Consider the following 25,467-nt stretch of genomic DNA (forward strand, 5'->3'; position numbering starts at 1 on the left):
TCATGACCTCGTTTCTTTACAAAAATTTTGTAAGAAGGGATTTTATCCTGTTCTCCTTTATGTCCCCCAAAACGGGACGATTGAAACCTAAAATTTGATACGATATGTATCAATTATACCGCAGATGATCCCAATTTAGCAATTTTAGCGGGAAATTTTGGTCAAGCAAGACGGTCTTGACAATGATCTAATTTATAGTATGATAAGTCTAACCGAATACGTTTCATTTTCTTATCAAGAGTAGGTGGAGGGACTAGCCCTATGACACCCGGCAACCGACAATCCTTTATCAGAAGGACTGCACGGTGCTAATTCTTGCGGATATGCTGCTGCAGCACATCTGGGAGATAAGAGAAGGACATTGATATTGACTTTTCATGGCCTTTCTCTGATTCCAGAGAAGGTCATTTTTGCATTTCATACGAATTTGAAACGGCTCAATCAGAATGAATGAGAAGGAGTGAACAGGATGCCGATTAAGATTCCTGACAACTTGCCTGCCAAAGAAGTACTCCACCAAGAGAACATTTTCACCATGGACGAATCTGTCGCGTACCACCAAGATATTCGCCCGCTTCGCATCGCATTGTTGAATCTGATGCCGACCAAAGAAACGACGGAAACGCAGCTGCTTCGCCTGATCGGGAACACGCCCTTACAGGTGGAATTCGTTCTGTTGCATCCGAAAACCCATACATCGAAGAACACGTCTGCCGAGCATCTTGAAATGTTTTACAAAACGTTTGACGATATTAAGGAAGAGAAGCTTGACGGCATGATCATTACCGGTGCGCCGGTAGAGCAGATGGACTTTGAAGACGTAAACTACTGGCAGGAACTTACGCAGATTCTTGACTGGAGCAAGGAGAATGTGACCTCCACACTGCATATTTGCTGGGCGGCGCAAGCGGGGCTCTACCATCATTTCGGCGTGAGAAAATATGGGCTTGAGGAGAAAATGTTCGGGGTATTCCCGCACACGGTCTCCGTACCGAATACGAAGCTGCTACGCGGCTTTGACGAAGTGTTCAACGTGCCGCAATCCCGCCATACCGACGTCCGCCGCGAAGATATTGTGCGATGTACGGAGCTCGAGATTTTATCCGAATCGGAAGAATCCGGTGTGTACATTGTTGCGACGAAGGATGGCAAGCAAATTTTTGTCACAGGCCACTCCGAATACGACGCTTGCTCTCTCAAATGGGAATATGACCGGGACGTCTCGAAAGGCTTGCCGATTGCGATTCCGAGAAACTATTATCCGAATAACGATCCGAGCAGAATGCCTTATAATACATGGCGAGCACATGCGAACTTGCTGTTCTCCAATTGGCTGAACTACTATGTGTATCAGGAAACACCTTATGAATTAACTGCGAGTATGAATGAAAGTTTGGCAAGCGCGCAGCTGTAAAGAGGAACTCATCGAACATAAACTTTAGGAGGAATTCCCGTTGAAAATCGAAAGTCGTCTCGCCCAAATTGGCTCTATCCAAGAACCTGTGACAGGAGCGGTCAGCTTCCCCGTCTATCAAGCGACAGCGTTCCGTCACCCGAAGCTTGGTCAAAGCACTGGATTTGACTATGCCCGCACGAAAAGCCCGACGCGTAAAGTGCTTGAAGACGCCATTGCGCAGCTGGAGTCCGGCGATGCCGGCTTTGCCTGCTCGTCAGGCATGGCTGCGCTGCAAACGATTTTCGCTTATTTCAGTCAGGGGGATCACCTCATCGTTTCCTTGGATCTCTACGGCGGTACGTACCGCTTGCTGGAACGCATCATGGCCCGCTTTGGCGTGACGGCGACATATGTCGATACGAACGATCTGGACGCTTTGGAGGGCGCTTATCAGCCTAATACCAAGGGGCTTGTGATTGAAACGCCGACGAACCCGCTGATGATGATTACGGATCTGGAGCTTGTCTGTACATGGGCCCGTAAAAAAGGCATCGTCTCCATCGTCGACAATACGCTGCTGACACCGTATCTCCAGCGTCCGATTGAGCTTGGCGCAGACATTGTTATCCACAGCGCGACGAAATATCTCGGCGGTCATAATGACGTGCTGGCCGGGCTGATCGTGACCAAGGGCAAAGAGCTTTCCGAGCAAATGGCGATTCTGCACAACTCCATCGGTGCCGTACTCGGGCCGCAGGACAGCTGGCTGCTCATGAGAGGGATGAAAACGCTCGCGCTGCGCATGGAGCGCCACGAATACAATGCTACTGCGATTGCGAAGTTCCTGCTGACGCATCCGCTGATCGACGAAGTGTTCTACCCGGCGCTCGAAACACACCCGGGCTACGAAGTTCAAAACAAACAATCCAGCGGCAACACGGGGATTTTCTCCTTCAAAGTGAAGGATGCTCGATTGGTCGAACCCATTCTTCGCCACATTCAATTGATCGCTTTCGCTGAGAGCTTGGGTGGTGTGGAGTCGTTAATGACCTATCCGGCTGTGCAGACGCATGCGGACATTCCGCTTGAAATTCGCGAAAAGGTCGGCGTTGACGACCGCCTTCTTCGTTTCTCCGTCGGTATCGAGCATGCGGACGATCTCATTGCCGATCTGTCCCGCGCCTTGGAAGCCGCACAAGCTGAACTGGAAGGAGCTTCACAAGCATGAGCCATCACGGAGAAGATACAAAATTCGCGACGAAATTAATCCATTTCGGCGCTGAAATCGATAAAGCGACCGGCGCGTCTTCTGTGCCGATCTACCAGGCGTCGACGTTTCACCAAGAGGACGTCGATGCGCACCAGCCTTACGACTACACGCGTTCCGGCAATCCGACGCGTCAGGCGCTGGAGGATTACATCGCACTGCTCGAAGGCGGCACGCGAGGCTTCGCGTTCGCATCCGGCATGGCTGCGATTTCGTCGGCGCTGATGCTGCTGTCGCAGGGCGACCATGTCGTCTGCACGGAGGACGTATACGGCGGCACATACCGTTTGCTGACGACAATCATGAACCGGATGGGCGTGGAGTCCACGTTCGTCGACATGACGGATCTGGCGCAAGTGCGCGCTGCGCTGCGTCCGAACACGAAGGCGATTTTCCTGGAAACGCCGTCGAACCCGACCTTGAAAATCACGGACATCGCCGCGATTGTGGCGATTGCCCAAGAGCATGACGTGCTGACGATGCTCGACAATACGTTCATGACGCCGTATCACCAGCGTCCCATTGAGCTTGGCGTCGACATTGTATTGCACAGCGCGACGAAGTTCCTTGGCGGCCACAGCGACGTGTTGGCCGGTCTGGCTGTTGTGGCGAGCGATAGTCTCGGCCGTCGCATGAAACAGATCCAGAATGGCATGGGCAACGTCCTGGGCATTCAGGATTCCTGGCTGCTGATGCGCGGCATGAAGACACTGAAAGCGCGGATGGAGGGCTCGGAGACGAGTGCCCGCCGTCTGGCCGGGTGGCTGTCCGAGCAGGCGGACGTCGAAGCTGTGTTTTACCCGGGCCTTCCGAACCACCCGGGTCGCGAGATTCACGAGAAGCAGTCCACCGGCTACGGCGCGGTCGTCTCCTTTGACGTTGGCTCCGGCGAGCGCGCGAAGCAGCTCATGAGCCGCGTGCGCATTCCGCTTGTCGCGGTGAGCCTTGGCGCGGTCGAGAGCATTTTGTCCTATCCGGCAATGATGTCGCACGCGTCGATGCCGCGGGAAGTAAGGCTGCAGCGCGGCATTACTGACGGTTTGGTGCGGTACTCGGTCGGACTCGAGGACATCGAGGATATTATTGAGGATCTGGAGCAGGCTTTGCGCGGATAGGTTGGCCGTTCATGGAGAAAAGCAGCGATGAGCTGCTTTTTTACGTTTGGGAAGCATTTCTATCGCCGGCGTGATCGCCGATAAGGTGGTCAACCTCCCCGGCGACCCACAGATCAGCCAAGCCGTTTAACCTTGAGCGTTTCTATGGTACAATGAATAGATATGAGCGAAATAGAGAAAGCGAAGGAGTTGAGCTGCTGTGAAACCGATTGATCGTATTTTAACGAAGGCACAAGCAGGCGGACGTATTGATGTGGAAGAATGTATTACCCTCTTTGAGTCCGATCAAATAGAGAAAATTGGCGACACCGCCAACCAGATTATGAAAAAGTGGCACCCCGATCCGATCACGACCTTTGTTATCGGGCGGAATATCAACTACACGAACATTTGTGACGTGTACTGCCGGTTCTGCGCGTTTTACCGTGCGCCGGGTTCCGAAGAAGGATACGTGCTGCCGGATGAAACGATTTTCCAGAAAATTCAAGAAACGTTGGATGTAGACGGCACCGAGATTCTGATGCAAGGCGGTACGAATCCGAACCTGCCTTTCAGCTATTATACGAACATTCTGCGTGAGATTAAGAAGCGTTTTAACATTACGATGCACTCCTTCTCTCCTGCAGAGATCATGAAAATGAAAGACGTCTCCGACGGACTTTCTCTCGAAGAAGTTGTTCGCCAACTGCATGAAGCGGGCCTTGACTCGCTGCCTGGCGGCGGCGCAGAAATTCTTGACGATCGGACACGCCGCAAGATCAGCCGTCTCAAAGGCTCGTGGCGCGACTGGATGAACGTCATGCAAACCGCGCACAAGCTCGGCATGCATACGACAGGCACGATGGTTATCGGCTTCGGCGAGTCGCTCGAAGAGCGCGCGCTCCACATGCTGCGCATCCGCGACGCGCAGGACGATGTACTGCTGCAGAAGCTAAACACGCCGGGCTTCCTGGCGTTCATCCCGTGGACGTTCCAGCCGGACAATACCAACATGAAGGCCGAGAAAGTGAAGCCGGAAGAGTACCTCAAGACGCTGGCCATCTCGCGCATCATGCTCGACAACGTGCCGAACTTCCAGTCCTCCTGGGTGACGATGGGCCCTGAGATCGGCAAGCTGACACTCAGCTACGGCTGCAACGACTTCGGCTCGACGATGATCGAAGAGAACGTTGTCTCCGCGGCGGGCACCACGCACAAGGTCAACATCGGCTCGACACTGGACATCATCCGCCAAGCGGGCAAAATCCCGGCGCAGCGGAATACGAAGTATGAGATTCTGCGCGTGTTTGATGACGAGAATGTGAAGGTTGATAAGGATTTTGTGATGCAGAATTAGGGGCATGGCAGTAAAAACTTCATAACGTGTGTAGGCTACAACGCTTATCTACTATTAAATCCGCTGAATGGATTTGTATGGATAAGCGTTTTTTGTCGTCTGGCAAGGATAGTCGAGAAGAACGATCGGATGGGATTCGATAAACTCATTAAAATTCTACTAGAAATAACAATATTATCATCTATATTGAACGATTTTCTCACTTTATAATTATCTTCCAAGGAGGAAAAAACGGAACATTCTTGCTTCGTTGCTAATCGTAAGATTTTATCCGTTTATCCTTGGATTTTTGCTGTTTGGCTCGCGTCAGGCGGTGCTACAATACATATATCGGCAAGTCCCTATGTGGCGGAAGCGCTTGAGTAGCTTCTCGCCTTCTTGTGATTCGGAGGTATTCCAGATGACGAAATGGCGTTCCCTTATTCGATATATCCGCCAAAAATTCAAGGTAAAGCTCATCATCAGCTTATCCGTTATTATTACGGTCTGCTCCGTTGTAATCGGGTATATCTCTTACCGGATCAATCTTCAATTATTTGAAGACGAGATCAGCAACCAATACCTGAAGACCAGCGAGCAGACGATGGAGCAGATTGGGTACAAAATTCAGGACATCTATCGGATAACGGATTTCATATTTTTTCACCCTTATGTGGAGCAACTTGTTCTTGACATGCAGGCAGAAGCCGGGGAGCATGAAAGCGCGGCATACCGCAATTATCAATTGGAACGGGAGTTGGCCAAGGTGCTCTTGCCCATTAAAAGCGAGACTCCCTATATCCGAGCTGTGTACATCACAGATGTGCGCGGCAACAATTTGTTCTATAGCCACTCGAATATGCTGGTTCCGCCTCAGTTCCCGGAATTCTACAATCAGGTGGAAAAAGGAATACCGGGTTCCTCCGCAGAGATTGTCTGGCAGAGGCTGAAGCTCCCGGATGAGCTGGAACCATCGGGAGAAAAGAGCTATCTGGTTGCAGCCCGGAAATTGATGTCTACCAAACAGTACAGGCAGTACGGTACGATTATTTTGATTATCGATGAAACGCTATTCGAGGAATCCCTCAATCCGCTAATGACGGCTCGGGCTACGGGATTGCATCTGTATGACCAATACAACCGTCTGTTGTACAGCCTGGAGCCTAGGCAACCCACCGGCCTTATGCCCGAGCTGGAGGAAGGAACGGGAACCTTCATTCAAAGCAACAGCACAGCGGATTACTTGACTGTTACCAGCGTGTATGAACCCCGGGGTTTCAAGCTGTTAAGCAGCGTCTCTTTGTCCGGGATCAAGGAGAAGGGACGTAATGTGTACAAGCTGGCACTGGTCTCAGGTTTCATCAGCATCCTATTGATGACAGCGAGTATTTCCTTTTTAAGCGGAAAAATGCTCAAGCCTTTGCTGGTTTTGGTGAAGGCTATGCACCGGGTTCGGGATGGCAACTTTCGGGTGGCCATTCCCAAGGCGTCCGCTGACGAGTTCGGCTTTCTGACGGACAGCTTCAATCGCATGATGTCTCATATCGATACATTGATACAGGAGGCGTATGTCAGCAAGCTCAGCGAGAAGGAAGCGGAGTTGAAAGCGCTGCAGGCGCAGCTCAATCCCCACTTTTTACATAATACGTTGAATACTATTTATTGGAAAATCATGCTGCTGTACGATGATGAGGAAACGGCCTCTCTTGTCACCAGCTTGTCGAATTTGCTGAAGTATTCGTTGGAGCCTGTTTCCACCCCCAGCACTTTGCAGGAGGAACTGGCCCAGATCCGCAATTACATTAATATCCAGGAGGCCCGCTACGGAAGCAATCTCCATGTCAGTATCACCATGGAGGAGGGGCTGGAGCAGGGGAGGATGCAGCGGCTTTTGCTGCAGCCGTTGGTGGAGAATGTGTTCGTTCACGCGTTCCGGGACATGTCCGGGGAAAAGCGGCTTTCCATCCGCGCCTTCAGGCAAGGAGAGGATAGGCTGCGGATAGATATTGAAGATAACGGCTGCGGCATGCCGACGGAGAATCTGCATGTGCTGCTGAGAAAGCGGCTTACTGCGGCGGGCAGGAGACCTGAGGAACGAGAGAGTATCGGCATAAACAATGTGATCAGACGAATTGATCTGGTCTATGGAGACGCTTATGGTCTTGAGATTCATCCTCTTCGGGAGGGAACGCGGGTAAGCCTTAAGCTGCCATTTATCGTGGAGGAGGAGAAAACAGATGAACCGGAGGATGCGGATTTTACTGGTGGAGGATGAGCCTATGTTCCGCAAGGGTCTGGCAAAGATGATCGCTGGTTTGAATACGGTCTGGGAAGTATGCGGGGAGGCGGAGAACGGCGAGGAAGCGGAGCAGCTCGTGGAACAATTGTGTCCGGATCTGGTCATTACGGATATTCGGATGCCCTTGATGGACGGTCTGGAGCTGCTGCAACGGGTGAAGGCTGCCCATCCCGACATCGAGGTCATTGTGATTACCGGCTACCAGGATTTCCAGTATGCCCAATCTGCTTTGCGTTGCGGTGCACTGGATATTCTGGTGAAGCCCTGCAGCAAACAGGACATTTGCCTTGTGCTGGATAAAGCGGAAGCGGCGGCAGCCGTCAAGCGGCAGCAGCGGGGCATGGAGCAGTGGGAAGAAGCCCAGCGGTTGGACAATGCGCTGCGGGAGCAGTTTCTGCGGCTGCCCTGCCGCCCGGACATTGCGGCAGTCCTGCAGCGCCGGATATACGGCACGAAATTGATCCTGCTCTATATCGCCGACTATTCTCCTGCCCACAAGCAATATGTGAAGAAGGATATTCCGCTCTTGCAATTTGCTGTGCTGAATATTGTCGGCGAGATGACGAGGGAGGTTCAAGGAGATGCGGGCTGCTTGCTGATCGTGGAGACAGGTTGTTTTGCCCTGTTTGTCAAGGATTTGGCAGCGGAGCAAGAGCGGCAACTGCAGAGCGCCATTGCGGGGAGCCTGTGGAGCTTCCTTGGCCTGCGAACGGAGCTGCAGGAGGCGGTTGCCGTGACCGCTCTCGAACAGCTTCCGGATCTGTACGAGGAACGGCTTGGCGTTTGGCGGAGCGGAGCAGCGTTCGGCGGGATTCCCGCATCGTCGTTTTCCCGGGAGGAGGTCGAGCAATCCCTTCCTGACGGAGGCTCGAGCAGGATGAAGCAGCAGATGATCGCTGAACAGTTGGCCGAACTGATTCGGGAAGGGAACCTGAAGGGATTGAAGGAATGCCTGGAGCAGTTAACCGAAGCCGTGTGCGCCTCTAGCCCAGTGGTACGGAAGCTGGAGGCGCTGTCACTGGTTTTTGCCTTGCAGCAAACGGCCCGAAAACATTTGGAGTCAGAATCTGACGCCGGGCTGTTGACAGCCCGGATAGAGCGGCTTCACAAATGCGGCAGCTTGAAAGAGCTGCGGGCGTGGCTGGCGGAGGCGATAGAACATTTACTGGAGGAACTGGCAGAGTGGCAGAACAAATACGGCGGGAGTTCTGTGGCTGCCGCTATCCGTTACATGGAGGAGCACTATGCGAGCAAGCAACTAGCGCTGGCGGATGTGGCTGGCCAGGCCCATCTGAGCCCTGCTTATTTTAGTCATTTGTTAAAGAAGGAAACAGGTCGAAGCTTTGTTACCCTTCTGATCGAAATGCGGATGGAAAAGGCGAAGCAGCTTCTGGCCGGTACGAGCTTGAACGTGACAGAGGTGGCGAGCATTGTAGGGTATGATCTGCCTAATTATTTTGCCAAACTGTTCAAGCAACACTGCGGATTGACCCCCAAGGAATACCGAAAGCAGCATCAGTCATAGACAGGCGGCATCCATGGAATAAGCTGGGAGGGGAACAAATTGAACAGACAGAAGGAGAAGCGGCGTCGTTGCAGGCTGCTGCTGTTACCCGGGCTTATGCTGCTGGCGTTAGGAACGACTGCCTGCGCAACAAGCGGCGGCGATTCATCAACTGCAAAGCCAAAGCCGCGGATCAAGGTTTCCGTCTACGACCGGGTGAATGTGCCGTCCAGCGAAGGCTCTATTGTTAACAACAAGATCACTCGCTGGATCAATGAAGCTGGCCCTGTAGATGTAGAGTTCGTTCCCGTGCTGCGGACACAATCCGAGCAGAAGCTGAATGGATTGTTCGCTGCAGGAGAAGCTCCTGATCTGATAATGGAATATGCGCCGCAAATCAAGAATACGCTCATCGACCAAGGGCTGTTGCGGCCAGTTGACGATATGATCGAACAGTACAGCACTACTTATAAGGAAAGATTGCAGCGTTATCCGATTCTGCGCAAAGCGGGCACGGGTGAGGATGGACGGCTGTACCAGTTTGGGCGGATCAACGAGACGGTGCCTATGCGGGCAGCGTTCATTCGTACGGACTGGCTGGAGCGGCTGCAATTGGATATTCCGCAGACAACGGAGGAGCTGTTCCAAGTTGCCAAAGCATTCACTGAACAGGATCCGGACGGCAACGGCAAGCGGGACACGTATGGCATCGCCTTGGCAGGTACTCCCGGCGTTGTGATCGACGAGATGTTCGGATTAATTTATCCGGATTACGTGGTTCGCGACGGGGAATTGGTGCATGGCTGGGACAATATTGAAGCGGTTACCGCTTTCAAGAAGCGGGTATATGATGAAGGGCTGGCGGATCGGGAATTCTGGAACGACAAGAATGGATATCGTGCCAGACAAGACTTTTTGCGTGGGCGGATCGGAATCTATTTGGATCAATTCAATGTTCCGACCGCCTTCTATAACGACTTCTATGTGCGCCTAAAAAGGAATGTCCCCGATGCCCGGCTGACGGTTATTCCTTATCCGGTTACGCCGGTAGGGCAGTTCAATCCCGTATTCGTTAACCCTGTGCAGATGACCGGCGTCGTCAATGCCGCGACCCGCAATCCGAAGGCAGTGATGCAGTACGTCGATTTCGCCGTTTCGGAGCAATTTATGAAGACGATGTATTTCGGTTTTGCCGGTATTCATCACACGGTGGCGCCTAACGGCTGCCCTAAACTGATAGGCATGGAGAAGTGGCGCACGGAGTTTAATTACGGAGTCGGGGATTTTGGCATGCTGACCTCTCCCACCCTTGCCGGCCGCTGTTATTTCGGTACAGAAAAACTGGACGAGAAGGAACCTCTGCAGCGGGAGGTTCAGAAGATGTTCGAGCTGAATTCCTCCTATGTGAACTTCGCTCTGGAGACAGCGGGCCCTACCCATGCGGAGCAAATGCCCAGACTGCCCCAGGACTTGCAGGGGATTGTAAACCAACTAACAGGCGTTGTCGGCACAGACGGGGACCTCTGGCTTAAGGCGATTCTGACTCCGAACTATTCTCCCGAGGAAGCCCGCAAGGAGGCGGAAGCGCTGTGGGAGCAGGCCGGCGGGAAGAAAGTGGATGAATGGTACCGAAATTTCTATGCCCATGACAGGGATCAGGCGATTATGACGAAGGATATCTACCAGCTATTCAGGGAGCAGCGCGCCACCCGGGGAAAATGAAACGATAATCGAAGAATCGTATCTGTTTTCCGATGATTTCTGAATGTTTGTCCATTCCTCTGACGGTATACTGAAAATCAGAGGGGGGAGCAAAGTGATTGTGAAATCGGCAAGGACCAAAAATGCTTTGCGTTATCTGGATAGGAAGAAATACCTTTATATCCTTCTTATTCCATGTATTGTGTACTTTTTTATCTTTAATTATATTCCCATGTATGGAATTATTATTGCGTTCAAGGACTTCAACTTTGCCAAAGGGATTATCCACAGTCCTTGGGTTGGTTTGGAGCACTTCAGGTACATGTTCGGATTGAGTGATTTCTACCAGGTGTTCTGGAACTCGTTCTATCTGGGGCTGCTGCGGCTTGTATTCACCTTTCCTTTTCCGATCTTGCTGGCGCTTTTTCTCAACGAAATTCGCCAGGTGATGTATCAGCGTCTGACCCAAACCATCATCTATTTACCTCACTTTATTTCCTGGGTAGTCATTGGCGGCATTCTGGTGAACTTCCTGTCCCCGAGTTGGGGGATTGTAAATATTTTCCTAAAGCAATTGGGCATCGAACCGGTCTTCTTCTTGGCTAATCCGGATTATTTCCGCCCTATTGTGGTGTTGAGCAGTATCTGGAAGGAAGCCGGTTGGGGCAGCATCATTTTCCTTGCCGCTATTACCGGCATTAACGCTGAATTGTACGAAGCCGCTAGTATAGACGGCGCCAGCCGGCTGCAACGTATCTGGTATGTGACGCTTCCCGGCATCAAATCCACCATTATGGTGCTGTTCATTCTCCGCTTGGGACATATCATGGGCAACGGCTTCGAGCAAATATTCGTCTTGCAAAATCCGATGAATTTGAGCGTATCCGAAGTGTTCGAGACGTATTCGTACCGGGTCGGGTTGCTAGGCAGCCGCTTCTCCTTCGGAACGACAGTGGGGCTGTTCACTTCTGTTATTGGCATGATCTTCCTGATCTTGGGCGACCGCCTGGCCAAACTGATGAAGGAGGATGGCATATGGTAAACAATGGTATAGGTGATCGCGTGTTCAGTGTGATTAATTATACATTTGTGACGCTGTTTTCCTTGGCCTGCCTGTTTCCCTTCCTCTATGTGGTTGCCTTATCGGTAACGCCTTATTCCGAATACCTTGAGCATCCTTTGCGGCTGATCCCGAGCCACTTGGAGTTTGGCGCTTACAAGCAAATTCTGCAGATGCCGCTGATGTGGAGCGGTTATAAGGTCACAGTGTTCATTACACTTGCCGGTGTGGCGCTGAACATCTTCTTGTTGGTTATTTCCGCGTACCCGTTGTCCAAGCCGGACTTGAAGGGTCGGAATGTCATTCTGGCATTCATCGTGTTCACCATGTTCTTTAACGGCGGCCTCATCCCTAACTTCTATCTGATAAAAACGCTGGGCTTATACAATACACTCTGGAGCTTGATTTTGCCTGGGGCATTGGGGGCGTATAACTTAATTCTGATGAAAAATTTCATCAGTTCCATTCCTGCCAGCCTAGAGGAATCCGCCTATATCGACGGCGCCAACGAGATTAAGGTGCTGTTCCGGATCATTATCCCGCTGTCCAAACCGGCCATTGCCACATTCGTTATTTTCCATGCAGTCGGTCAGTGGAACACGTTCTTCTCCGCAATTATCTATACCTCCAAACGCAGCTTATGGCCGTTGATGCTCATTCTGCGGGACTTGGTGGTCGAGGACGGAGGGTTAGCCCGGGATATGATGGATAGCGGCAGTGTAACCGAATTTACTCTTAAGATGGCGATAATTGTATTTGCTACACTGCCTATTATTTTGGTTTACCCGTTCTTGCAAAGGTTCTTCATGAAAGGTTTGCTGGGTGGATCCATCAAAGGATGAGTGGCTCAGCGTTGACTTGGTTATAACTGCGCAGGCAGCGGTTGTAATAGATAATCAGGATAAAGGGGAGATTTACGTTGACTAGATCAAACAAGCTTTCAGCAAGTGTACTGGCGTCCGCCTTGGTTTTGACTGTTATTACGTCCGGATGTGGAAGCGATGACAAAAAAAGTGAAGGTGCAACCAATCCGGCTGCTTCCGCTGGATCAAGTCCGGCAGCCAAAGCTCCGGTCACCATCAAGATGTTCAACCGGGTGAACGCCGGGATTATCCTGGAGAATAACCCGGTAGTCGCCCAAGCGGAGAAGCTGGCCAATGTGAAGCTGTCCATCGAAGCGCCTCCGATTAACAATTACACGGATAAGCTGAAGGTCATGATGGCATCGGGTGAGCTGCCGGACCTGATCTACAACTGGGGCGGCGCCGACGCCAGCATGGAAACCTGGGCGCAGAACGGCTTGCTGCTTCCTTTAGATGACAAGATTTCCAAGTATCCCAATTTGATGAAGAATATTACGAAGGAAATGTGGGATAGCGTCAAGTCTGTGAATGACGGCAAGATCTATATGATTCCCAAAACCAATATTGTCAACCACTGGGGCTATATGGTCAATCAGGTGTGGTTGGATAAGCTGGGGCTGAAGGCTCCGGAAACCCTGGATGAGTTGACCAACGTGCTGCGGGCGTTCACTAAGAACGATCCGGATGGCAATGGCAAGGCGGATACGTACGGGATAAGCCAGGTCGGTGTGTGGGCGCCCTCTAACTTCATTGCCAACGCCTTCGATCTACCCCTGACAAATGGTGTGAAGGATACGGATGGAAACTACAAGATCAAGGAGAAGATGTCCGGGTATATCCCTTATCTGACCTACTTGAAGCAGTTGTATAGTGAGAAGATTATGGATCCTGAATTTATTATTAATAAGTCTTATGTGGATTTGGAGAAGTTAAATCAGAGCAAGGTGGGAATCATCCCCTCTCATCAATATGGGGTCATGGCCGATCTAGGCCGAGACAAGGATGCGGATAAGAAGTTTACGTTCCAGGCTCCGCTGAAAAACAGCAAGGGGGAAGCGAGGAGCTTAGTGACCGTTGCCACCTGGGGGGGCTGGATGATTAGCAAGAATAGCAAGTATGCGGATGAAGTGCTGCGTTTCCTGGACTGGGGAAATACGCCGGAAGCCAATGCGTTGTTTCAAATCGGCTTGAAGGATCTGACTTACGACAGCTATGATCCCGCAAGCAAAGCTCTTGTCCGCAGTACGGAGCAAACCACCAAGGTGAATTCACTAACCAGCACATACATGACATTGGCCAACGCGATCAACGGGGAGGGGGCAATTATCGAGAATGCCGATTCGCCCGAGAAGCTGGCCAAGTTCAAGGAGCAGTGGGCTACTGCTCAAAAGAAGATGACGACAGTGAATGTACCCGCTGTCCGTTCGCCCAAGTTGTTGAACCTCGGCAACACAATTCCCGATCTGATCAAGGAGAAGGATGAGCAAGAGCAGAAGTACATCACAGGTGAAATTACCGTGGAGCAATTGAAAAGCTTCCTGGATAAGAAATGGTACCCTGCCACAGCAGATGCGGAGAAGGAATATATCGAGTTTATGAACAAGTTGGGGAAATAGCAAACGATATAGGGGTCTGACCGACGAACAAGAGGAATAATATTCAGATGAATGTGAGGTGGGTACGGTTGACCTTGAAACAGCGCAGAGCGAATTTTGAAGTTCAAAAACGTATCTACGAAAGTGTTATACTGCGATTTCATGGTGCAGATGGCTTTGATGTGTACAATGTATCCATTCCGTTTACTAGAAACGGGAAACGCTATTTGTTCGGGCGGTTGGAACGCCGGGAGGAGTGGGCTCGCTCTTGGGTTCGGCTGTTCGAGGAGACGGGACAGGATGAATGGACAGTCGTGGAAAATAGTATGATTTATACGCTGGAGGATCCTTATATCACGGAGATTGGCGATGAGTTGGTGCTGGGTGGGACACATGTGCAATACGATCGCGGATCATACAGCACGTTTTTCGGCTACTTTTTCCGAGGAACAGACCTCCATGATTTGTACTATTTCACGACTGGGCCGGACAAAATGAAGGATATTCGTCTTGTTCCCCTGGCGGATGGCAAGATTGGCGTTTTTTCTCGTCCACGCAGCAGCGATTTGAGAGTCAAGTATGGCAGCGACTCCATGATCGGCTTCACCACCATCGACAGTTTGGATGAGCTGACCGCCGATGTGATTGCCATTGCCCCCTATATTTACGGTATTTTCGGGGAAGGCGAATGGGGAGGCGTCAATCAGGCGTATTTGCTGGATAGCGGCAAGATCGGTATTATTGGCCATATCTGTTATCTGGATCAGGATGAATGCGGAGGAACTCAAAGGGTATACCTGAACATGGCTTTTGTGTTCGATCCGGTCACTCGCGAGTCCGCGAATCTTCATCTCATCGGCAGCCGTTCCTGCTACCCGCCTGGGCCGGCCAAAAAGCCTTACTTGACAGATTGTGTCTTTGCCTCGGGCATTGTCATGCGTCCGGATGGAAAAGCCGATCTGTACAGCGGCATAGGCGACTGTCAGACAGGGCGCATAACCATTGATTATCCCTTTGCAGGCCACGGGTCATTATTGGCAAGAGCCTAATACTCCATGCTTTCATGTACACATGAGTTACATGCATAACCCACAACGCTTATCTACATTATCCTTCACGAGGGATGATACGTAGATAAGCGTTTTTTTGTACGCGCAACGGGAACCTTAACAAATTCATAGATCATCTTAAAATCTTTTCTCTTATCAGTCGTGTAAGCGCTGTAATAAAATAAAGATGACATTTTACCTTTTTATCCAGAATCCCGTACGAATCGAGTGGATTGAAATCTGTTAAAAGAAGGCTGACATCGATGCCTATCGACGTCAGCCTGATCTATGCGCTTACTCTTTAACAGCGCCGAGCACGATGCCTTTGACAAAGTAACGCTGCAAGAGCGGGTACACGGCGAGAATGGGGAGCATGGCAATGAAGATTTGAGCCGCCTTCACCCCGCGGTTGGATAGCAGTTCCAGGTCCTCGAAATCAATGCCGGTCTTGCTCAAATCCTGTGCAACGATAATTGTCTGCAGCAGTGTAGCGAGCGGCCATTGTTCCGGAGATCGCATGTACAGGATCCCATCGAACCAATTGTTCCACTGGCCGACGAGTGAAAATAAGGATAGCGTTGCGATCGCCGGCATGGAAATCGGAAGATAGACGGAGGTTAAGATTTTGAAAGCTGAAGCTCCGTCCATAATAGCGGCCTCGTCGAGTTCCTTCGGCAGCGCTCGGAAAAAATTCATCATGAGAATGATATTCCATACATTCAGCAGATGCGGCAAAATGTAGACCCAGAAAGAGCCGACCAATCCGATTTTCTGAATCAGCAAATAGTGAGGAATGAGTCCTGCGTCGAAAATCATAATGATGAGGAAAAACCAGACGTAGAATGTGCGCGGTTTGAAGTCGATGCTGCTTCGAGACAAAGGGAAGGCGGCCAGCACGGTTACAATCATAGCGAGCACGGTGCCGACAACACTTCGCAATACGGAAATCCGCAGCGCATTGATAAAATTATCGTTCGCAAACGTCTTCACATAGCTTTCCAGATTAAAATCGATCGGGAAGAAGGTGACGAGATTCCCCTCGGCCGCCGATTTCCCGCTGAGGGAAACGGCGAAAATATGCACCATCGGCAAAATACAGAGGATGGAAATGAGAAGAAGAACGGTCACGTTTATTGCGTAAAAGACCTTATAGGACGGATTTTTGTAATACATCAGGGTTACCTCCGCGAATACTCAATTTAAAAAACACGGTAATTCGTCCACTTGTAGGCGCCGTAATAGCCGCATCCGATCAGAATGAAACCGACGGCCGATTTGAACAGACCTACCGCCGCCGCCAGACTGTATTGTCCCGCCTGAAAATTGCGGAAGACGAATGTGTCGATAATATCCCCCTGCTGCAGGACGAGCGGATTAATCAAGTTGTAGATTTGATCGAAGTTCGCACTGAGCATGCTGCCAAGCGACAAGGTGAATACAACAGACATCATAGGCAGCAGCGAAGGCAGCGTGATATGGAGCGTTTGCTGCCAGCGGCCGGCGCCGTCGATTTCCGCAGCTTCATACAGATCCGGGTTAATGCCCGACAGCGCGGCCAGGAAGACGATGGCGGAGAAGCCAAACTCTTTCCACAAATCACTCACGATGACCGTAACCCGGAACCAACTGCCGTCGCCCAGAAACATTATAGGCTCTATATGCAAGAAGGTTAGCAGCCGATTGACAATGCCATCCAGCGAGAGCACATCGAGCAAAATGCCGGACAAGATCACCCAGGACATGAAATGGGGCAAGTATACAAACGTTTGTACCGTTCGTTTCAATGCCATGTTTCGGAATTCATTGAGAAGCAAAGCGAAGGCAACCGGCACAAGCAGACCGAATACAATTTTCAGCACAGAAATGAGCAAGGTATTTAAAATCACTTGCACCGACCCGTGCATCGTAAAGATCATTCGGAAATTATCCAAGCCTACCCAATCAGACCCGGTAATGCCGAGCCAAGGCTTAAAATTCTCGAAAGCCATGATGATGCCTGGCATGGGAGCGTACTTAAAAACGAGCGCGGCCAGGACAGCGGGCAGCAGCATCAAGTGAAGCCGCCATGTTTTGTGAAAAGGACGAAATTTTTTGGTGCTTGTTTTCGTTGCCGGGCTTGTCGTAGATGGTCGTATTGCGATATTCTTCATTCAGATTCCTCCTGCTCTTTTGGGGCCCCACGTTGACGTCTAATGTACTTCATTGTAAGATGGAAGCGTTTTTTTTTGTAGAATACATATTCAAGGTGACTATCAATATTTTAAGGCTCAGAGGGGGCAAGCCCATGCAAGGGAACAGGCCGATTTTTGTGAAGATAACGGGGGTTATCCTTATTCTTTTGCTTCCCATTGTGCTTCTGTACACGTATTTTAGCCAAACGAGCTTTCACGTGATTGATAAGCAAATATCGAATTACAACGAAAGCCAGCTGCTGTTTCTAAAAAGTCAGATCGAACTTGGCGCCGAACGTCTTGCCATGTCTTCCAGTGTGCTGACGCGGGACTCATCCGTATTAAACCTGCAGGTCAGCATGCTGACTAAGGATTATTACAGGATGATCGATCTGCAAATGCAGCTGAAAGAGAAGCTGTATTTACAAAGCTTTTCCAGCAACTGGACGAATACGATATCCGTTTATTTGCCGGATCTGCAGACCCGCATATCGACGAATCTGAGTGAGGGCTATAATGGAGGCGATCTCGACAAAGCCGCCAATGGCAAGTGGCAATTTCAGCCGGGAAGCGGCAATGAAGCTCCTTTTTATCAACTGCTGATTTGGGATCCGTATTTCTCGAAAGCGAATTCAACGCCGGTCAACGCGGTTTACGAGGTGAGGTTCGGTCTGGATAACATCCGTAAAATGCTGCAGCACTACAAGTTGGAAAGTCCGGGCGGCTGTTTCCTACTGACGCGATCGGGTCATGTGTTCTCGAACTCCGAGACAGCGGATTCAGCTGTTGCCGGTCTTGGCGCGACGCTGCTGCAAAGCGAATTAAGCGACATTGGGCACCGTTCCTTGGCGTTTAAAGGCGAGCAGACCTATTTGAGCTATGCTTACCTTCCGGCGCTGGACGCCTGGTTAATCGACTATGTTCCACTGAGTGTGTTCCACGCACCCATAGTCCAAAGCAGAAACTTATTCTATGCGAGCATGTTGGTACTTGTCGTTCTTGGTTTCGTGGCGTCCTATTTGTTATATTTGCATGTCCAAAAGCCGATTTCGCTTATCATGAAGGGCTTGAAGCATTTTGAGATGGGAGACTATGCGTTCCGGATCAACAAGCGGTTTCATAATGAATTTGATTATATGATGCAGCGGTTTAACGATATGGGACGGGAGATCCAGCATTTGATCCAAAACGTCTACGAGGAACAGAACCGCTCTCGCCTGGCGACCCTAAAACAGCTGCAGTCGCAGATCAATCCGCATTTCCTGTATAACTGCTTATCCTTCATTGCCGGCTGCGCGAAAGCAGGCTTAACGGATACGATCAAAGAGATGGCTTACCATCTTGGCGGTTATTACCGGTACACGACTCGGGTGGAGAATCAGATGCCGCTGCTGCAAGAGGAAATCGATCTGGTAAGGCATTATTTGCAAATTTACGCGCTGCGGCTCGAGAGGCTCGATTACCAGATTGATGTGCCCCCGGACATGCTGAATGCTCCGGTCATGAGACTGATTGTGCAGCCCGTCGTGGAAAACGCGGTGATGCACGGGATTGAGCCTAAGCCGGGGCGTGGAAGCGTGCGGATATCCGGATGGCGCGAATCATTGGGGTGGCATATCCTGCAGATTGAAGATAGCGGCATGGGCATGACGGAAGAAAGCATTATGGCCTATATGCGCCGACTTGAGCAGCCCATGGATGAACGCACAGGCTGTGGATTGTGGAACGTTCATCAACGGCTTAAACAACGATTCGGGCCTGGGGCCGGTATTTACATAGAGCCTTCAAAGCAGTTATCAGGCTTGTGTGTGCGGCTCAGTTGGAAAGATGAGGAAGATGGCGTTGGAGGGGAGAGGCCGTTATGACACAACTTTTGTTGGTAGATGACGAACCGGTTATTCTGAAAAGTATGATTGCCAATGATTGGTCTGGCATTGGGGTGGAACAGGTATTTCAGGCTGCGTCCGGACTGGAGGCAGCGGAACTGTTGAAACACACGCCCATTGATATTGTTGTGACAGATATCCGGATGCCTGGGATGGATGGGCTGCAGCTATGCAAACACATTCAAGAGCACTATCCGCATACAAAATGCATCCTTTTGTCAGGCTACGGGGAATTCGAATATGCCCAGCAGGCGATTCGGTACGGGACAGTGAACTATTTGCTCAAACCGATTAAAGACGAAGAATTGCTAGCGGAGGTCGCCAGGGTTAGAACAGTTATCCGACAGGAGTGGGAGGAAATCGGTTCGTTAGAACAGGCCAGGCAAACCTTGCACGTCAATCTGCCGCTGTTAAAATCGAATTTATTGAACGACCTCCTCACTGGAGTCAATACGCCGGCTAACGGGTTGAATGAGAAGATATACGAGTACGGACTGCCATTTATGACGGGTTCCAATTGTGCTGTGATGATGATCCGCTTAGAAGAAGGGTTCGGGCGGACACCCCATGATGCTTTGCTATATGAATTCGCCGTCCACAATATAGCCTGTGAAATATTACATGCGGATTATGACACCTGGGCTTGTAAGGACGCCTTCGGCTATATGATTTTCCTGCTTAAAGGCAAGTGGAAAGAGAATGAAACAACTGTGGAAAAAGAGAAAATACTCGATAAAACGGCACTCGACCTCCAATTGAAAGTGAAGGGCTACCTCAAAGGGGGACTATCGGTTTTGATCAGCGAGTATGGGGAATTCCCCGAGGGAGTCGTGGAGCTCTACCATAAAGCATTGAACGAGTTCCGGAAAGTGCCTCGAAGTGAGCAGGGTGTGATTATCAAAGCCTTGGAGCCGCGCGCTCAGTCCAAATCGTTGTCTGCGCTGTACAGTCCGCCAGGCTTTATTCAGTTGCTTGAGGCTGGACGCTTCCAGGATGCGAAGTCGAAGCTGAACCATGTGCTGGAAGAGATGCAAGCGAAGCAGTTGGATACGGAAGAGCATACGATGGAGGTGGCCTATACCTTGATGAATGCGTTCTTGTATACGGCGCACCTTCAAAATAAGACGTTGCTGGAGCTGTCCGGCTGGGAAGCGGACATGACGGCTGATTTACGTACATTCAGCCGTTCGGATCGGATGTCTCAGTGGGCGGCCAAGCTGCTGGATAGCATCGAAGCTGGGAGTACGCGAGAGTTCAGGGATGGCAAGAACCAGCTGATTGCCAAAATTCACCGATTCATCGAAGATCACCTTGCGCATGATGTTTCGCTGCAAACGATCGCAGACCATATCGGGCTGCATCCGGTTTATTTATCCGCGCTGTACAAACAGGAAATGAATGAAAACATCAGCGATTATATTATGCGCTATCGGATGGACAAAGCGCGGGTCCTTCTTGGCACGACGGATATCAAGATCTATGAGCTTGCGAGTGAACTGGGTTTTCAAAATCCGCCGTATTTCAGCAAATTGTTCAAGCAGTATTATGGTGTGACACCGCAGGAATACAGGGCCCGCTTGACCCCATGAACCTTAACATTTTTCTAGGCCATCTTAAAACTTTATCTCTTATCGGTCTGTAAGCGCTGTAATAAGATAAAGGAGCAGATCAGCACAATTTAAGGGGAGGTTGTTGAAAAAGATGGGGAAAAAAATTTCGATGATCGCGCTTGCGGCAGTCACCGTGCTTTCGCTGGGGCTATCCGCTTGTTCCGAAAGCACCGATGCCGGAAAGAAGACAGCAGCGAATTCGCCTGCGCCTAACGGTCAACAGGAAGCCGCAGCCCAAGCGATACAGCAGGGGACTTACAAATTTGATCCGCCGGTGACGATTACAACCGTCAAAGCAACGGATTCCACCATGAAATTCAAAAACGGGGAGACCATGGAAAACAATGTCCATACCAAATGGGCGCACGATCAACTGGGGATCGACCTCAAATTTTTGTGGCAGGTGCCGGGCGATCAATTTAATACGAAATTGCGGCTGATGCTGACGGCTAATGAATCGCTGCCTGACGTGCTCATGACCATGGATGGGGCGTTGATGGAAGAGTTGATGCAATCGGGCAAATACGAAGATATCTCGGCTGACTTTGAGAAATATGCTTCTCCAAAAGTGAAGCAAATCTATAACTCGAGCCCGCTGAACTGGCAACAAGTTACCATCGGCGGGAAGAAGATGGCGCTTCCGAACTTTAGAACCGCAGGGAACGATAATGCGGTCATGTGGATCAGACAGGATTGGCTTGATAAACTTGGGATGAAAGCTCCTACAACCTTTGCAGAACTGGAAACCTTGATGCAAGCTTTTCTGGACAAGAAGCCGGGCGGCAGCGATAACGTGATTCCGCTCGGTGTCAGCTTCGGTTCCGGCGGCTCTTCACCGAATCCGTTCGCGAGTTGGCTGGGCGAGACGACGTGGGTGTTCGGCCCTTATGGCACGGTGCCGTATCAATGGTTGGAAAAGGACGGCAAACTCGTGCACGGCTCGACGCTTCCGGCGATGAAGGACGGCTTAGCCAAGCTGAAAGACTGGTATAACAAAGGTTACATCTCCAAAGAAGCAGGTCTTCAAGACGAGAATAAATTGGGTGAATTGATCGCGCAAGGGCGTGTGGGCATCGTGGTGGCGCCTTCCTGGATGTCAGGTTGGCCGCAAACCGATATGCAGAAAAATATTCCGGGCTCCATCATGAAGCCTTATCCGATCCCAGCCCTTAATGGGAAAGCTGTAGCTAAAGACACCACTTACTTAAATGGCGGTTTGCTTATCAAGAAGGACTTCCAGCATGCGGATGCTTTGTTCCTATACTTGAACCGGCTATTTGCCGGTGTTAATCCGGATGAGAACAGCGAATTCGTAAACGGATGGTTCAAGGACTACGATTACACAATTAAATCGGACGGAACCTTGTCATCCGTAGACAAAGATATCCCGGGTGGAAAAGTGGACCCTTCCAAGTACTTCTTAATGGCACCGACAGATCCCTTCTTGGGGATGAAGATTAGAGCCAAAATAGCCCGAGGAGAAACGCCTGTAACGCCATCCGAGAAAAAGGTGGCCGGTGGCGTCCAAGACGGACTTATTGCTGCTCGCATTGTTGATGACGGCTGGAAATCGGGCATCTACGTTCCGCAAGCTTACATGGGAGCGAGCACACCGACGATGCAATCCAAACAAGGCATTCTGGTGAAGCTGGAAGGCGACACATTTTTGAGCATCATCTATGGTAAAAAGCCAATCGACGAGTTTGACAATTTTGTAAAGGAATGGATGAGTCTGGGCGGCGAGAATATCACCAAAGAAGTCAACGAAGCGTATCAAAAAACAAAAAAATAAACGGGAGGGTCCGCTGGTGGTCAGCGGGCCTTTTTCGTATGGAAACGGGCGTGAGAATTGTCTTTTTGAAACATTATCGGATCTTAACATTTTCTCATATGATCTTAAAACTTTATCTCTTATCCAAATGTAAGCGCTGTAATATGATGAAATCGGGGTGATGAGGTTGAAGCGTAAAATGAAGATCTCTGCAATTCTAGCCGTGATTTCAATTTCTAGCTTGGCCATCTATTTGGCGTTGGCGGGCCGGTTATCCGATAGGGCTTTCGTTGCCGAGGTGAACGGAAGCCCGGTCACCGTGAAGGAGTTCAGGAGCGAGCTGGAGCGGCAAAGAGCTTCCGTCATCGATAGCTTTCACCGCTTGTATGGTGCGGAGTACGGAAATCATTTTTGGCAAACCAGCTACAACGGGGAGACGCCTGAGGCTGCAGTTAAACAGAGAGCCTTAGACGAAATCGTCAAGTTTAAGGTCGAACTGGAGCTCGCTGAACAGCACGGTCTGGTCCAGGGAACCTCTTACGAGGATCTGCAGCGTGAGATGGCAAAGGAGAACGGGCAAAGAGAAGCAGCGTTGAAGGCGAAGCAGCCTATCTACGGGCCTGTTCAGCTGGATGAAAGTGCATTCAGGAATGTTTACATAAGTAAGCTTCGAATCCATCTGAAGGAGATGCTGTCCGAGAGTGAACTGAAAGCGAGCGATGAGGAATTAAAGCGATATGATGAGCAGCTGAAGGGCAGCCAGTTTATTGACGAGGATAAGATCCGGTTTCAGAAGATTTCGGTCTCATACAGAGATGCTCAATCAGGCGGCAGCGGAGATCAACAAAAGCAGGCGGCAAAGAAACTGCTGGATGCCATCAGGCAGCGTGCGGATCAAGGCACACCGATGAATGAAGCGGTTAAGAAGCAGCAAACCGATAACGCTGGTTCTTCGATCCGGTATACCGAAGAGGAATTGAACGCGAATACAGCCGGAAGCTATTTCAAAACGCAACCGATGCTGTTCTCCATACTGGCCGGCGGCCTTCAGGAAGGCGAGATTAGCGGTGTCTTTGAGGAAGCCGTACGGGGCGAATACGTCTTGATTCAGATAACAGGGCGGGAAGCATCCGGGTCTACAAGCTTTGACAAAGTCGAGAACGATGTTCGTAAAAGCTATGTAGATCAAGCATATGCAGCCTACTTAACGAAGCTCGCCGACGAAGCGAGGGTTGAAATTAACTCTAAATACTACGCTAGGATTTCGATGCCGTAATCGATTGTTCTTGAAAGCGGTTTCTCTAATGGAATGAAGGAGCTGCTTTTTAGATAACTAAACCATGTGAGGAGGAAATGAAGTGAAATGGAAGAATGGCAGGCTTTTCAGCATGATCCTGGTTTTGGCTATGGCGGTGGCTTGCTTCATGCCGCTATCGGGTCCGTCTGTTGTTTATGCAGCGGGTACCACGTATTATGTGGATGCTGTTAGCGGGAACGATGCGAATGCCGGTACATCCACGGGGGCGGCTTGGCAGACACTTGCCAAAGTAAACAGCGTCACCTTCCAGCAGGGCGATTCGATTTTGTTCAAGGCCGGTGGCGTATGGACCGGCACACTGTCGCCGCAGGGTTCCGGCACGGCAGGCAGTCCGATCAAGATCGACAAGTACGGCACAGGCAGCAAGCCGTTGATTGCCGGTGCCGGCGCGGCGTCGACCCTCTATTTTTACAATCAGGAGCAATGGGAAATCCGAAATCTGGAGATCACCAACGATGCAGCGACCAAAGGGGTGCGGAGAGGGATCCATTTGGACGGCAGCAGCGGCACCTGGACGAATCCGAAGGTTTACCAGCATTTTGTATTGGAGAACCTGGATATTCACAACGTGAAGGGCGATGTCAGCACAGACTATGCGCACAACGGCGGCATTATCGTCTGGGGAACGACTTGGGATTATCATGTTGCGGACGTGACGATCAATAACTGTAAAATCTATACGGTGGATAGTGTGGGCATTTATCTGAACGGTGCCCAAACCTCGTATTCCTCCAATCTGAAAGTGACGAACAACTTGATCTATGACGTAGCCGCCGACGGAGCTTTCGTATTGAATACGACGAACGGTCTGATCGAGAACAACATTGTCCATGACACGCATGTAAGAGCAAGCGGTTACCATGTGCCGCTCTGGGTATTTGCCGCCAAGAACAATGTGATTCAATTCAACGAGGTTTATAATACGGCACCAGGCGGCGATGCCATGGCCTATGACGCTGACTACAATAGCGACGGCACGATCATTCAGTATAACTACAGCCACAACAATGCCGGCGGCGGCTTCCTGATCGTGAACGACGGTACAGTTGCGAGCAACCGTAACACAAATACCGTCATTCGCTACAATATCAGTCAGAACGACGGCGGTGCCGTATTCAACTTCAACGGAACACCGGATACGACGACGGTGTACAATAATACCGTTTATTTGCCAAAAGCATCGCAAGCCAAGGTCATCAATCATTCCAATTGGGGCGGGTACGCCAAGAATACGTATTTCTACAATAACATCATCTACAATTTAGGAACGGGCGGTTACACGTTTGCCACCAGCACGAACAATGTCTTCGAGCATAACGTTTTTTACGGCAACCATCCGGCGACAGAGCCGGCGGATCCGTATAAAATCACAGCAGATCCGCAGCTTGCTTCCCCTGGCTCCGGCGGGCTCGGCAGAGATTCTTTGATCGGCTATAACCTGCTGAATACGTCTCCGGCGATTGGTATGGGGAAAGTGGTGGCGAACAACGGCGGCAGGGACTATTACGGCAATGCAGTCTCCGCTGCGTCTGCTCCGAATATCGGTG

18 protein-coding genes and 1 riboswitch are annotated in these 25,467 nt (G+C 50.5%); of the genes, 16 read left to right on the top strand and 2 right to left on the bottom strand.

Going from position 1 to position 25,467, the window contains the following annotated elements:
- Nucleotides 1–228 precede the first annotated feature (228 nt).
- A riboswitch (SAM riboswitch) is annotated at nucleotides 229–354 on the top strand.
- 115 nt (nucleotides 355–469) lie between these two features.
- From metA to EJQ19_RS15970, 11 genes are all read left to right on the top strand, one after another.
- Nucleotides 470–1,414, top strand: a complete 945-nt coding sequence (metA, locus tag EJQ19_RS15920; RefSeq protein ID WP_126142225.1) for a homoserine O-acetyltransferase MetA — start codon at nucleotides 470–472, stop codon at nucleotides 1,412–1,414.
- Between the two features lie 40 nt (nucleotides 1,415–1,454).
- The gene (locus EJQ19_RS15925; RefSeq protein ID WP_126142226.1) at nucleotides 1,455–2,624 is read left to right on the top strand and encodes an aminotransferase class I/II-fold pyridoxal phosphate-dependent enzyme; all 1,170 of its coding nucleotides are present in this window, start codon (nucleotides 1,455–1,457) and stop codon (nucleotides 2,622–2,624) included.
- On the top strand, nucleotides 2,621–3,778 hold the full coding sequence (locus EJQ19_RS15930; RefSeq protein WP_126142227.1) for a trans-sulfuration enzyme family protein: 1,158 nt from the start codon (nucleotides 2,621–2,623) through the stop codon (nucleotides 3,776–3,778). Before EJQ19_RS15925 ends, EJQ19_RS15930 begins: the two co-directional genes overlap by 4 nt.
- A gap of 199 nt (nucleotides 3,779–3,977) precedes the next feature.
- Entirely contained in the window at nucleotides 3,978–5,114 is a 1,137-nt protein-coding gene (mqnC, locus tag EJQ19_RS15935) for a cyclic dehypoxanthinyl futalosine synthase (protein WP_126142228.1), read from the top strand.
- A gap of 400 nt (nucleotides 5,115–5,514) precedes the next feature.
- Nucleotides 5,515–7,368, top strand: a complete 1,854-nt coding sequence (locus EJQ19_RS15940) for a sensor histidine kinase (RefSeq protein WP_164716578.1) — start codon at nucleotides 5,515–5,517, stop codon at nucleotides 7,366–7,368.
- Nucleotides 7,331–8,917 (top strand): response regulator transcription factor, encoded by a 1,587-nt coding sequence (locus EJQ19_RS15945; RefSeq protein ID WP_126142230.1) that lies wholly within the window; start codon nucleotides 7,331–7,333, stop codon nucleotides 8,915–8,917. The genes EJQ19_RS15940 and EJQ19_RS15945 overlap by 38 nt, the downstream gene beginning before the upstream one ends.
- A 39-nt stretch (nucleotides 8,918–8,956) precedes the next feature.
- Nucleotides 8,957–10,618 (top strand): extracellular solute-binding protein, encoded by a 1,662-nt coding sequence (locus EJQ19_RS15950; RefSeq protein ID WP_126142231.1) that lies wholly within the window; start codon nucleotides 8,957–8,959, stop codon nucleotides 10,616–10,618.
- A 301-nt stretch (nucleotides 10,619–10,919) separates the two neighbouring features.
- Nucleotides 10,920–11,639: an ABC transporter permease gene (locus EJQ19_RS15955; RefSeq protein ID WP_241242932.1), complete on the top strand. Its 720-nt coding sequence runs from the start codon at nucleotides 10,920–10,922 to the stop codon at nucleotides 11,637–11,639.
- Nucleotides 11,633–12,499 (top strand): carbohydrate ABC transporter permease, encoded by an 867-nt coding sequence (locus tag EJQ19_RS15960; protein WP_126142233.1) that lies wholly within the window; start codon nucleotides 11,633–11,635, stop codon nucleotides 12,497–12,499. The genes EJQ19_RS15955 and EJQ19_RS15960 overlap by 7 nt, the downstream gene beginning before the upstream one ends.
- A gap of 77 nt (nucleotides 12,500–12,576) precedes the next feature.
- Complete coding sequence (locus EJQ19_RS15965) at nucleotides 12,577–14,136, top strand: extracellular solute-binding protein (RefSeq protein WP_126142234.1); 1,560 nt, start codon at nucleotides 12,577–12,579, stop codon at nucleotides 14,134–14,136.
- A gap of 68 nt (nucleotides 14,137–14,204) precedes the next feature.
- Nucleotides 14,205–15,164, top strand: a complete 960-nt coding sequence (locus EJQ19_RS15970) for a DUF1861 family protein (RefSeq protein WP_206438433.1) — start codon at nucleotides 14,205–14,207, stop codon at nucleotides 15,162–15,164.
- A 294-nt stretch (nucleotides 15,165–15,458) separates the two neighbouring features.
- Here EJQ19_RS15970 and EJQ19_RS15975 read toward each other — a convergent pair whose 3' ends face one another.
- Together EJQ19_RS15975 and EJQ19_RS15980 are read right to left on the bottom strand one after the other, a co-directional pair.
- Nucleotides 15,459–16,337, bottom strand: a complete 879-nt coding sequence (locus EJQ19_RS15975; protein WP_126142236.1) for a carbohydrate ABC transporter permease — start codon at nucleotides 16,335–16,337, stop codon at nucleotides 15,459–15,461.
- Nucleotides 16,338–16,363: 26 nt separating this feature from the next.
- Nucleotides 16,364–17,215 (bottom strand): ABC transporter permease, encoded by an 852-nt coding sequence (locus tag EJQ19_RS15980; protein ID WP_241242935.1) that lies wholly within the window; start codon nucleotides 17,213–17,215, stop codon nucleotides 16,364–16,366.
- 233 nt (nucleotides 17,216–17,448) lie between these two features.
- Here EJQ19_RS15980 and EJQ19_RS15985 point away from each other — a divergent pair, with 233 nt between their 5' ends.
- From EJQ19_RS15985 to EJQ19_RS16005, 5 genes are all read left to right on the top strand, one after another.
- Complete coding sequence (locus tag EJQ19_RS15985) at nucleotides 17,449–19,200, top strand: sensor histidine kinase (protein ID WP_164716579.1); 1,752 nt, start codon at nucleotides 17,449–17,451, stop codon at nucleotides 19,198–19,200.
- Complete coding sequence (locus EJQ19_RS15990; protein ID WP_126142239.1) at nucleotides 19,197–20,810, top strand: response regulator transcription factor; 1,614 nt, start codon at nucleotides 19,197–19,199, stop codon at nucleotides 20,808–20,810. The genes EJQ19_RS15985 and EJQ19_RS15990 overlap by 4 nt, the downstream gene beginning before the upstream one ends.
- A gap of 112 nt (nucleotides 20,811–20,922) precedes the next feature.
- On the top strand, nucleotides 20,923–22,623 hold the full coding sequence (locus EJQ19_RS15995; RefSeq protein ID WP_126142240.1) for a type 2 periplasmic-binding domain-containing protein: 1,701 nt from the start codon (nucleotides 20,923–20,925) through the stop codon (nucleotides 22,621–22,623).
- Nucleotides 22,624–22,801: 178 nt separating this feature from the next.
- The gene (locus EJQ19_RS16000; protein ID WP_126142241.1) at nucleotides 22,802–23,878 is read left to right on the top strand and encodes a peptidylprolyl isomerase; all 1,077 of its coding nucleotides are present in this window, start codon (nucleotides 22,802–22,804) and stop codon (nucleotides 23,876–23,878) included.
- An 82-nt stretch (nucleotides 23,879–23,960) separates the two neighbouring features.
- Nucleotides 23,961–25,467, top strand: a 1,507-nt coding sequence (locus tag EJQ19_RS16005; protein WP_164716580.1) for a right-handed parallel beta-helix repeat-containing protein, incomplete at its 3' end; no start/stop codon positions are given.

The sequence above is a fragment of the Paenibacillus whitsoniae genome (assembly GCF_003955665.1).
Lineage (GTDB): Bacteria > Bacillota > Bacilli > Paenibacillales > NBRC-103111 > Paenibacillus_E > Paenibacillus_E whitsoniae.

What these genes read in the sequence shown, in the direction of transcription:
- metA (WP_126142225.1), top strand. Translation starts at nt 470, where the DNA reads ATGCCGATTAAGATTCCTGACAACTTGCCTGCCAAAGAAGTACTCCAC.
- EJQ19_RS15930 (WP_126142227.1), top strand. Translation starts at nt 2,621, where the DNA reads ATGAGCCATCACGGAGAAGATACAAAATTCGCGACGAAATTAATCCAT.
- EJQ19_RS15940 (WP_164716578.1), top strand. Translation starts at nt 5,515, where the DNA reads ATGACGAAATGGCGTTCCCTTATTCGATATATCCGCCAAAAATTCAAG.
- EJQ19_RS15945 (WP_126142230.1), top strand. Translation starts at nt 7,331, where the DNA reads ATGAACCGGAGGATGCGGATTTTACTGGTGGAGGATGAGCCTATGTTC.
- EJQ19_RS15955 (WP_241242932.1), top strand. Translation starts at nt 10,920, where the DNA reads ATGTTCGGATTGAGTGATTTCTACCAGGTGTTCTGGAACTCGTTCTAT.
- EJQ19_RS15960 (WP_126142233.1), top strand. Translation starts at nt 11,633, where the DNA reads ATGGTAAACAATGGTATAGGTGATCGCGTGTTCAGTGTGATTAATTAT.
- EJQ19_RS15975 (WP_126142236.1), bottom strand. Translation starts at nt 16,337, where the DNA reads ATGTATTACAAAAATCCGTCCTATAAGGTCTTTTACGCAATAAACGTG.
- EJQ19_RS15980 (WP_241242935.1), bottom strand. Translation starts at nt 17,215, where the DNA reads ATGCTGCTGCCCGCTGTCCTGGCCGCGCTCGTTTTTAAGTACGCTCCC.
- EJQ19_RS15985 (WP_164716579.1), top strand. Translation starts at nt 17,449, where the DNA reads ATGCAAGGGAACAGGCCGATTTTTGTGAAGATAACGGGGGTTATCCTT.
- EJQ19_RS15990 (WP_126142239.1), top strand. Translation starts at nt 19,197, where the DNA reads ATGACACAACTTTTGTTGGTAGATGACGAACCGGTTATTCTGAAAAGT.
- EJQ19_RS15995 (WP_126142240.1), top strand. Translation starts at nt 20,923, where the DNA reads ATGGGGAAAAAAATTTCGATGATCGCGCTTGCGGCAGTCACCGTGCTT.
- EJQ19_RS16000 (WP_126142241.1), top strand. Translation starts at nt 22,802, where the DNA reads ATGAAGATCTCTGCAATTCTAGCCGTGATTTCAATTTCTAGCTTGGCC.